The sequence below is a fragment of the Shewanella sp. CG12_big_fil_rev_8_21_14_0_65_47_15 genome (assembly GCF_002783505.1).
Classification (GTDB): domain Bacteria; phylum Pseudomonadota; class Gammaproteobacteria; order Enterobacterales; family Shewanellaceae; genus Shewanella.
In genome coordinates, this window is record NZ_PFGL01000018.1 from 10,873 (window position 1) to 21,056 (window position 10,184).

The window sequence follows — 10,184 nt, forward strand, 5'->3', positions numbered from 1 at the left end:
CCGGTTTTCAAGACCGGTGCATTAAACCACTCTGCCACCCCTCCGAACGCCGCAAATAATATAAGTATCGCGATCTATTGTAAACCTCAATTTTCGATTATCGAACCGAATGCTCATCTTATGTTCATCGCGATGTTTTTTCGGACGGAAATCAAACTAATTTTCATTAATTAGAGGGCAAAGGCGCGTAAAAACACCTATACAGTGAGAGACTTGTGGTTCGGGTATGGTAAAATCACGATAACTTCTTACGGTAAATGCTTATATGAATTCACTCTTGATATCGACATCGTCACTCGCACCTGAATTTAGCCTGCCCACCCTATCTCAATCGGCTGTCAATTTAAGCGCTTTACTCTTAGGCCAAGAACGTGCCCTTGATGCTTTTAAGCTAAACAATGCCATCAGAGATCAACAGCTTTATCTTGCCGATTTTCCTGGGATTGACCGTCATTTAATAATACAAGCTTTGATGGAAACCTTAACGCCACAAGCGCCCGCTTATCTTGTGGCAACAAGGCCAATAGATAAAACCATTAAGTTTCAATGGCAGTACGAGCAACCACTAGAGGATCAAGGTTATATTGCAGAAAAAAGCACTCAATATCGATACCTGAGCGGCAATATCCGTCGCGTGGATCTTATCGGACGAATGGTACAATCGGAGAACAATAGTCAATATCAGGCAGGAGCCTTGGCCCAATGCCATACCCTCTTTATCTGTGCCGAGTCACTATGGAAGCGTGAGAGTTTATGGGATTTAGTCATGCAAATCCTCACGCAAAAAGAATATCAAATCAGCAGCACCTTAAGTCCAATTCCATTGAATTGTAAAATTATCCTCGTTGGCGCAGGGATGATTTACAGTCAAATTCGTTCAGAGGATTGGCAGTTTCAACGCCATTTCACTCTATTAGCGGAACTGGCCAGTGAAATGGATCTCACTCGTTATAAAGAATCCCAGTACGCCGCTTGGTTACAGGCTATCGCCCACAGTGTTGAGGTGAGTTTAGAGCAATCTAGCCTCGCGCCCCTGTTCCGTTACAGTGCACGCCTCACTGAACATCAACACCGCTTAAGTTTGTCTATGCTTGAGTTTGCTCAACTGATGGCACAGGCTAAGGCCTATCGTGGTAAGCCAAGTATTAACGCCAGCAGCATTGAACATGCCCTTATCCAAGCAAATTATCGCCACAATAGCTCCGAAGAGTTCTCGGGCCAAAGCTTCGATGATAATTTCATAAATCTGCCAACAACTGGTGCTATGGTAGGGCAAATCAATGGATTAACTGTTATCGATGCCATTGATTATAGCTATGGTGAACCCGCCCGAATTACCGCCTCGGTCCATTACGGTGATGGGGAAGTGGCAGATATTGAAAGAAAATCTGAACTTGGGGGCAATATTCACGCCAAGGGGATGATGATCCTATCGGCCTGTTTGTATCGTATCTTTGGCCGTGACGCGCCACTGCATCTCAATGCCAATATCGTTTTTGAGCAGTCCTATCAGGAAATCGACGGCGACAGTGCATCACTCGCCGAATATTGTTGTCTTATGTCAGCCATTGCCGAACAGCCGATTATTCAATCCTTAGCCATTACCGGTGCACTCGATCAGTTTGGTAACGTGCAGGCCATCGGCGGCATTAATGAGAAGATTGAAGGATTCTTTAATTTATGTGAGCGCCGAGGTTTAACGGGTGAACAGGGCGTGATTATGCCCAAATCGAATGTGTTACAGCTTAACTTAGCCCCTAAAGTGATTACAGCTGTAGGCAAAGGGTTATTCCATATCTATGCTGTCGAACATATGGATCAAGCGGTCGAGCTATTAATGCAGATGCCCGCGGGTGTTGCCGATGAAGACAATGATTTTCCACACGATTCTTTATATGGTTTAGTGCAGGAAAGACTCGATAAGCTTGCAGGCAATGGTGAAGAAGAAATTGGTCTAATGGCGCGATTGCTCGCAAAATTAGGATTATTTCGTCGCTAATTAGCTGATCGGAGTTGTTTAGCGTACACGTGTTCGCTAATCTTGGCGACTCTTATTGCTGGAGTAGTAAAACAATGAATAAAGCAAACAGTTTCAATAAAGAAGAACTCATCGCCTGTGGCCATGGGAAATTATTTGGTCCAAACTCTCCCCGCCTCCCCGTCGATAACATGCTGATGATCGATAGAATCGTCACCATCAACGATAATGGCGGTGAGTTTGGTAAAGGCGAAATTGTTGCTGAACTCGATATTAATCCAGAATTATGGTTCTTTGGTTGTCATTTTATTAGCGATCCCGTTATGCCCGGCTGCTTAGGTTTAGATGCAATGTGGCAACTGGTCGGTTTTTACTTAGGTTGGGAAGGTGCTGAAGGTAAGGGTCGTGCACTTGGCGTGGGTGAGGTCAAGTTTACTGGCCAAGTATTACCTGGGGCGAAGAAAGTCACTTACAAACTGAATATCAAGCGTACTATTCATCGTAAATTGGTGATGGGTATTGCCGATGCCATCCTCGAAGTCGATGGTCGTCAAATCTACAGTGCAACCGATCTTAAAGTCGGCGTTTTTAGTGATACTTCGACGTTCTAATTGTTTATGTAATAAAAATGCCCTCGTCTGAGGGCAATTATGCTGCATTACTCTGTGTATTCCGGGATATTTAACTTGTTGAGCAAAGGCTCATCACTTGTTAAATAACCCATTAACTCGGCCATCCACACCTTCACGCCAACCGCCTAACCACTGCGATCGCGAATCAAGATTTGCATAAGGACAGAGCTCCTTCGAGCGCCCACCTACACCAGCTTGGAATCCTTTGGAAAAAGCTCTATCTAAACGATCTCGTTTTTGTCTTTTCATGCAAGCGTCCTCTGTTCTACATAAAATAGAAGCAAAAGCTTCACCCATAGGAATAGTGCTTTTTCACTCTAAGATCAATCAAAAAAATCGCCTATTATATCGACTATTTATTAAACTATTGAGATCTTAGTTAAAAAAAAATCGAGGCATTTTGCCTCGATTTTTGAGTCTGAATTCAATCTTAAAAACTAGCCTTTGCGACGGCGGAACCACATCAGTGGTAAGGCAAGTAACCAAGCTAAAGACGCGGCGCCCTTACGCTCATAGTTACCCGCTTCCGTACTATCGTCTACGGTACAAGCTTCGCCATTGGTGGTAGGCTTAAGCACGACCATACGTGGAATGTAAGCTGTCACAGGATCGCCATTACCGCTCAACTCAAATAGGGGTAAGCCATTTTCACCCACAACAACATTTCCCTTATCATCAAACTGGTATGACGGTTTACGAATAAAAGCAGTTCCGACAATAGCGCCATCTTCATTAATGCTTGATGCCTCTACGACCAAAATATCACTGTTATAGGTCAAAACCTTACCTGAGCCGTCTTGCACTTCGACTTGATGACGAGTCCAATTGCCATCACTGCCTTTCTCAAAACCTTTCGATTCGCAGGTGAGCAAAGTATTTAAGTTGCTAAATTCACCCGTGGATTTCTCATAGAGAAAGCCAGCCTTAGGTCGAGGCTTTTCTTTATCATAGGTCGTTTCAATATAACCCACGACTTGGCCCTTATTATTGATATCCTTAGGCTTGCTCGACAGATCCGTGGTCGTTGTCGCAAAATCATTCGGAGTGACATAGCCCACATCAGGGGTATTCATATCAAAATAAAAGAATTTATCGCGTAAATATCCTTGGATGTAGCTGCGATAGCTCCCCACCACAATACCATTGTCATTAATATCATAGGCAATCGAATTTTGGATAGAATCGCCCATTTTGATCCAGTGGTATTGATAGTTACCCTCTGCATCTTTAGACCAATAAGCGGCGTCTTGACGCAATTTATCGGTGTTGTTGTTACGGTATACATGCGAGCGTCCAACGACAACGCCATTATCATTCACACCGAGAGCCTGTGCGGTAAAAGTTAACGTACTACCGCTTGCAGGTGTTAGCCCTAAAGGTAACGTCGTGCCAGTGGCGACACCATTATCGAGTTGCCATACATAGGCGCGGGTCTGGTATTGGATATTACGCGTACCACTGGTATTCGGATACTGCTCACGCTGCACACACACATCTAATGGCAAAGTGTTATCTGAACTGAGGCAATAGGTCACACGATCACCACCATATTTGCTGATATCGGTGCTCGCATAACCCACAACAAGATTATTGTTGTTAACGGCCGAAGCTGCAGACCAACCACCTAATTCAACGGTTTTATCGTCTTTCACATATTGAGTATAAGGTGGTGGTAATGGAATTTCAGAGTCGCCCGTTTTCACCACGCCACGGAATTCAAAGTCACGGTAATACCAATAATCATCCGTGACATCTGTGGTTGCTGTATTTTCGGTTTTCTTTTCGGGGGCTGTCATACTTCCGACTTTGGTACCCGTATCATTGATACCATAATAAAAACTATCGACTGAGTTTATCACTGTGGTATCACTGGGGGGGGTTGTACCACTGATACTGTCAAAAGTCGGTAACCATGCACCCTCAGCGCCATTTTGGGCGGCAGTAAAAGCAAAGTTATTGGCAATAATTGGCTCTGTAATAGAATAAGTGATGCTTTCTTCAGGTGCGATACCATCTTCAACATCGATCACCCCATCCTCAACATCGGCGGTGCTGAGTTTTTTCTTACCCTTTGAAATACCGACTAATTCATCATTTGCATTGATACCTAAAGCATAACCATTACGCGTCCCTTCGAGCGTGCCTTTCAAGTCATAACTATCAATATTGACTATTTCATAGACAGGTGCAGCATGGGCACTATTCAATACACCAAGGACACCTAAGGCAACCAAGGACAGGGCGTTATCCAACTTTAACTTCATTAATTCTATTCCCATTTTTATTATTGGTTTACTTCAGTGACTCAAGCTCTTCCCACCGCTCGAAGCAAACTTCCAATTGCTGTTCTTTATCCGCCAGCTGGCTTAGTACCAGATTGACTTTATCCTGCGCCTGACTGTAGAAATCGGGGTTACCGATAGCAGTTTGCAGTGCAAGGATATCTTCCTCTAACTGTTCCATCACATTGGGCAACGATTCTAATTCACGTTGTAACTTGTAAGACAGTTTTTTCAACGCTTTAACAGGTTCGACCGCCTTAGCTTCCACCGCTTTAGCGGGAATGGCAGGAGCTTCGACCGCCTTTAATGAACTAGGTTCCTCAGAATAAAATTTTGCCCCCTGATTCACTGCGTCTTGATAGCCACCAACATATTCGCTCCAGTGACCATTACCGGCATACCACCAACTGCTGGTGACTGTGTTATCGATAAACGCCCTATCATGACTGACCAATAACAATGTGCCCTGATATTCGGTTAGCAGCGACTCTAGCAATTCTAGGGTCTCGATATCAAGATCGTTTGTCGGTTCGTCGAGAATGATAAGGTTTGCAGGGCGGATCAATAGTTTCGCCAGCAATAAACGGTTCTTCTCGCCACCGGAAAGGGCTTTTACCGGTGTTCTGGCTCGCATAGGCGAAAATAAAAAATCCTGCAAATAGCTTAAAATATGGCGGTCTTGGCCATTGATAGTAATGGTTTTTTTACCTTCACCAACGTTATCTTCAACGGTTTGCTCAGGATCTAAGGCTTCACGGTATTGGTCAAAGTAGGCAATTTCTAATTTAGTGCCGACTTTCACTTCGCCAGACTGGGGTTGTAACTTTTCAATCAACAACTTAATCAGTGTTGATTTGCCACAACCATTTGGACCAATTAAGGCGATACGGTCACCACGGATCACTGTGGTATTAAAGTTCTTTACCAGATTTTTATCGGGTAAATTGTAGTTTAAGTCTTTAACATCAAACACTAATTTACCAGAACGTTCCGTCTCAGCCACCGCCATTTTGGCGTTACCCTGACGGTTTAAACGCTCGCTGCGTTCTTGACGCAGGGCCTTGAGTGCACGCACTCGGCCTTCATTTCGAGTACGTCTGGCCTTCACCCCTTGGCGGATCCACACTTCCTCATCGGCTAAGCGTTTGTCAAATAATGCATTTTTATCGGCTTCGACCCGCAACCATTCCTGCTTACCATCAAGGTAAGCTTGATAATTACCCGGCCACGAGGTCACAACCCCGCGGTCTAAATCCACTATTCGTGTCGCCATGCGGGCAATAAAGCCCCTGTCATGGCTAATAAAAACGATGGCTCCTTGATAATCGAGTAGAAATTTTTCTAACCACTCAATAGTATCAATGTCTAAGTGGTTGGTGGGCTCATCGAGCAGCAATAGATCAGGCTCACTCACCAGTGCGCGGGCCAATGCCACCTTACGTTGCCAACCACCGGATAATTCGCTTAGGGATTTATCGGGATCTAAGCCTAATAGTTCACAATTTTGTTGGATGCGCGAATCTAATTGCCAACCATTGTAATGGTCTAATGTTTCCTGCAGGCCCTGCATTTCATTGAGCATGCGATCCATCATTTCAGGGGAGGCATGGGCGACATCGTGTGACAGTTGGTGATAGCGTTCAAGCGCCTCGCCCACTTCCTTAAGGCCGGCGGCAATATAGGCATAAACAGTCCCTTGCTCGGCTTTAGGTGGATCTTGCTGTAAACGGCTCACAGTCACATTACCATCAATGTTAAATTCACCTTCATCGAGCAGCACCTCACGGTCTAAAATCTTCAATAAGCTCGACTTACCAGCACCATTGCGCCCAACAATACACACACGCTCACCGCGTTCAATGGTAAAATCCGCATTCTGCAGTAGCGGCGTGTAACCATAGGCTAAAGAGCCATTATTGATACGAACCAGACTCAAACTAAGCTCCTATAAATTCTTGTAATTGCGTTGCGTTAAATGGCCAAAATAGGCAGCGGTCGTCCCATGCTTTCAGTACAGGGATAGACACGCCATAACGCTCCGCTAATGTTTCATCATCGCAAATATCGATGGCTTGAAATGCAATCCCCGCCTTGGCGAGCAGTTCGGCGGCTGATTCACACAGATGGCATCCCTCTGTGTGGTATAGCACGTAAACCTGCTGCGGTTCAGGCATAAGGGCTAGTGGCAATTCAGGCATGGGTAATTAACCAAGTATTGTGGATATGGGGATTACGCTTGTAGTCCATCGGCAAGGTGATGTCATCAATGTTTTTCACTGTGATATTCATCTTGCTGAGTGTTTCTATGTCCATCTTAAACTTACGTTTATTGTTGGAGAACACTAACTCCCCCGTTGGGCTTAAGAGTTTCACTAAGGCACCGAGTAAATTGACATGATCCCTTTGGACATCGAAGGAATCTTCCATTCTTTTTGAATTAGAAAAGGTTGGAGGATCGATAAAAATCAAATCATACTGCACTTTTTTATCGAGAGTGCAATCGCGGATCCACTGTAAGCAATCCGCTTGCACAAATTCATATTGCTTACCCTGCAGTCCATTAAGTGCAAAGTTTTCCTTTGCCCATGCAAGGTAAGTGTTTGACATATCGACCGTGGTGACAGACTTTGCCCCACCGAGCGCCGCGTGCACCGACGCAGAACCCGTATAGGAAAATAGGTTCAACACCCTGCGCCCCTTGGCCTTTTGACCGACGAGACGGCGAGTCAATCTATGGTCAAGGAATAACCCCGTGTCTAAATAACCCGTTAAGTTCAACTTAAACTTAGCGCCATACTCAGTGGTGATCAGCTCTAATTTACGCTCATCTAACTTTTGATATTGATTAGTGCCTTTCTGACGCTCACGGGTTTTCATGATGATCTTATTAGGATGAATCCCAATCGCTGCGGGCAATGCCAGCAACACATCACTTAAACGACGCTTGGTCACAGCCTCAGGAATGGTCGCTGGCGCCATATATTCCTGCACAATCACATAGTCTAAATATTTATCGACAGCGACATTATATTCAGGGATATCGGCATCATAAATACGATAACTATCAATGCCTTCTTTGTTTGCCCACTTTTCTAACTGCTTAGCATTTTTCTTAATGCGGTTCGCAAAGGCGGGCGCGATATCGGCAATATCGACCCCTTCAGGCAAAACTGGCGTATCACGGCGAGTGCTGTTCGCATGCAGAGTGTAGAGGTTAAAGGCACACTCGAGGGCGCCGTTGAACATCTTCATCTGTTTATCGGCTTTTAGCTTAAGCGACGAGACTAGCTCGATATCACTACAGAGCATGGCGACTTTCCAGCCGCCGAATTCTTTTTTAAATTTATCGCCAAGTTGGTAATAAAGTTGCAAAAGTTCAGAGACATTACCCAAACGCTCGCCATAGGGCGGGTTGGTGATAAGATAACCTTCTGCCGCGGGCGGCTCAATATTAAGGGCATTAGCGACCTTAAACTCAATCAGCTCCAGCACGCCGGCATTTTCGGCATTGCGTTTAGCCAGTGCAACGAGGCGCGAATCAATATCCGAACCATAAAATTTAATCTCGCAGCGCTTAACCCCTAAGGAAGCGCGGGCCTTAGCCTCGGCGACAATCTCTTGCCACAGGGTTTTATCGTGGCGACGCCAATGTTCAAATCCAAAACGACTGCGTTGCAACCCAGGAGCAATATCCGCCGCCATCAATGCCGCTTCAATCAACACAGTACCACTACCGCAAAAGGGATCGAGTAAGGTAGAAGGCGCTGCCTGCCAGCCACTTCGCACTAACATATTCGCGGCAAGGTTTTCTTTTAAAGGTGCTTCACCTGTGGTGGAACGGTAGCCCCTTTGGTGCAGCGATGGGCCGGAGAAATTCATCGCAATGGTAATCACACCATTACGGAAATGCGCATCGACTTTAAAATCCGCATCGGTGCGAGAGACATTAGGGCGCTCATCGCCATCGTCACGGAACCTATCGACTATCGCATCTTTAATCTTCAGTGCGCCAAACTGAGTATTGTTAATAAAGCCGCCCGTACCATGAAAATCGATACTAAAAGTGCTTTTATTAGAAAAATGTGCAGGCCAATCAATACAATAAGCGGCATTATACAGTTGCTCTGCCGACTCACAGCTGCCTTTATAGATAACCAATACGATGCGGCTGGCTAAACGAGTCCATAAAGTAATGCGGTACGCTAAGGCTAAAGGTGCGGTGAAATACACACCAGCAACACTTTCTTTAATCTCAGTCGCACCAAATTCAGTCAGTTCTTGGGCTAAGCTATATTCAAAGCCCTTAGGGGCAGCGGCAAAAAAATTAAGCATGGGATAATCAGTACGCAGTCAAAATCAAAGCGACATTATACCTGCTCGAATAGATAAAAGATAAACAGTTATTAGCCAAAGCCAGAATTTGTCAGTCGATTTCGTGCCTGCTCACTGAACAGAATACTAGACTGGCCCGAAGATCGCCTAAAACCCCCGCACTACGCTTTATATTTGAGCACTCACCCTATTTTTTAAGATTCGTCCTTGCATTGCCCTCTCACTGCCGTTATAGTCTGCCCCGCTTTGAAGACGGACGCGGGATGGAGCAGCATGGTAGCTCGTCGGGCTCATAACCCGAAGGTCGTTGGTTCAAATCCAGCTCCCGCAACCAATTTAAAGCATAGGTTTATAAATAGAAACAGCTCATCGGTCTCAACTCTTTATAAACCACTGGCGAAGGTCGTTGCTTCAAACCCAGCTATCGCAGCCAATTTAAAGCATAGTTTACAGATAGATATCGGACGCGGGATGGAGCAGCATGGTAGCTCGTCGGGCTCATAACCCGAAGGTCGTTGGTTCAAATCCAGCTCCCGCAACCAATCTAATAGTAGTTTATAAATAGAAACAGCTCGCCGGGCTCAACTCCTTATAAACCACGGGCGAAGGTCGTTGGTTCAAATCCAGCTCCCGCAACCAATCTAATGTAGGTTTATAAATAGAAACAGCTCATCGGGCTCAACTCCTTATAAACAACTGGCGAAGGCCGTTGGTTCAAATCCAGCTCCCGCAACCAATCTAATGTAGGTTTATAAATAGAAACAGCTCATCGGGCTCAACTCTTTATAAACCACGGGCGAAGGTCGTTATTCAACGCCTACTCTCGTAACCAAGCTAAATAATGATTAAAAAAATAGTACTGCAATACAGATAGATATCGGACGCGGGATGGAGCAGCATGGTAGCTCGTCGGGCTCATAACCCGAAGGTCGTTGGTTCAAATCCAGCTCCCGCAACCAA

The 10,184-nt window shown here is 45.2% G+C and carries 7 protein-coding genes and 3 tRNA genes; 5 read left to right on the forward strand and 5 right to left on the reverse strand.

All coding sequences use genetic code 11. The features are described 5' to 3' along the window. Window positions 1-265: 265 nt before the first annotated feature. Entirely contained in the window at window positions 266-1,999 is a 1,734-nt protein-coding gene (locus tag COW15_RS04750) for an AAA family ATPase (protein WP_293630479.1), read from the forward strand. 74 nt (window positions 2,000-2,073) lie between these two features. Next, window positions 2,074-2,589, forward strand: a complete 516-nt coding sequence (gene fabA, locus COW15_RS04755) for a bifunctional 3-hydroxydecanoyl-ACP dehydratase/trans-2-decenoyl-ACP isomerase (RefSeq protein WP_293630481.1) — start codon at window positions 2,074-2,076, stop codon at window positions 2,587-2,589. Window positions 2,590-2,682: 93 nt separating this feature from the next. Here the strand turns inward: fabA and rmf are convergent, their stop codons facing one another. The 5 genes from rmf to rlmKL all read right to left on the reverse strand — a co-directional run bounded on the left by rmf (window position 2,683) and on the right by rlmKL (window position 9,224). Beyond that, window positions 2,683-2,859: a ribosome modulation factor gene (rmf, locus tag COW15_RS04760; RefSeq protein WP_006082074.1), complete on the reverse strand. Its 177-nt coding sequence runs from the start codon at window positions 2,857-2,859 to the stop codon at window positions 2,683-2,685. A 188-nt stretch (window positions 2,860-3,047) separates the two neighbouring features. Further along, window positions 3,048-4,874 (reverse strand): DUF3466 family protein, encoded by a 1,827-nt coding sequence (locus tag COW15_RS04765; protein WP_293630523.1) that lies wholly within the window; start codon window positions 4,872-4,874, stop codon window positions 3,048-3,050. A 28-nt stretch (window positions 4,875-4,902) separates the two neighbouring features. Beyond that, on the reverse strand, window positions 4,903-6,828 hold the full coding sequence (locus COW15_RS04770; protein WP_293630524.1) for an ABC transporter ATP-binding protein: 1,926 nt from the start codon (window positions 6,826-6,828) through the stop codon (window positions 4,903-4,905). A gap of 1 nt (window position 6,829) precedes the next feature. After that, window positions 6,830-7,090: a glutaredoxin family protein gene (locus COW15_RS04775; RefSeq protein ID WP_293630525.1), complete on the reverse strand. Its 261-nt coding sequence runs from the start codon at window positions 7,088-7,090 to the stop codon at window positions 6,830-6,832. Next, complete coding sequence (gene rlmKL / locus COW15_RS04780; RefSeq protein ID WP_293630526.1) at window positions 7,083-9,224, reverse strand: bifunctional 23S rRNA (guanine(2069)-N(7))-methyltransferase RlmK/23S rRNA (guanine(2445)-N(2))-methyltransferase RlmL; 2,142 nt, start codon at window positions 9,222-9,224, stop codon at window positions 7,083-7,085. The genes COW15_RS04775 and rlmKL overlap by 8 nt, the downstream gene beginning before the upstream one ends. Before the next feature lie 257 nt (window positions 9,225-9,481). Between rlmKL and COW15_RS04785 the strand changes: the two genes are divergently transcribed. The 3 genes from COW15_RS04785 (at window position 9,482) to COW15_RS04795 (ending at window position 10,183) form a co-directional block, all read left to right on the forward strand. Beyond that, window positions 9,482-9,558: transfer RNA gene (locus COW15_RS04785), tRNA-Met, on the forward strand. Between the two features lie 131 nt (window positions 9,559-9,689). Continuing rightward, window positions 9,690-9,766 (forward strand) — tRNA-Met (locus COW15_RS04790). A gap of 340 nt (window positions 9,767-10,106) precedes the next feature. Further along, window positions 10,107-10,183 (forward strand) — tRNA-Met (locus tag COW15_RS04795). Window position 10,184 lies beyond the last annotated feature (1 nt).

Bases quoted from the DNA above. Each gene is read 5' to 3' on its own strand.
- COW15_RS04750 (WP_293630479.1), top strand. From the start codon at position 266: ATGAATTCACTCTTGATATCGACATCGTCACTCGCACCTGAATTTAGC.
- fabA (WP_293630481.1), top strand. From the start codon at position 2,074: ATGAATAAAGCAAACAGTTTCAATAAAGAAGAACTCATCGCCTGTGGC.
- rmf (WP_006082074.1), bottom strand. From the start codon at position 2,859: ATGAAAAGACAAAAACGAGATCGTTTAGATAGAGCTTTTTCCAAAGGA.
- COW15_RS04765 (WP_293630523.1), bottom strand. From the start codon at position 4,874: ATGAAGTTAAAGTTGGATAACGCCCTGTCCTTGGTTGCCTTAGGTGTC.
- COW15_RS04775 (WP_293630525.1), bottom strand. From the start codon at position 7,090: ATGCCTGAATTGCCACTAGCCCTTATGCCTGAACCGCAGCAGGTTTAC.
- rlmKL (WP_293630526.1), bottom strand. From the start codon at position 9,224: ATGCTTAATTTTTTTGCCGCTGCCCCTAAGGGCTTTGAATATAGCTTA.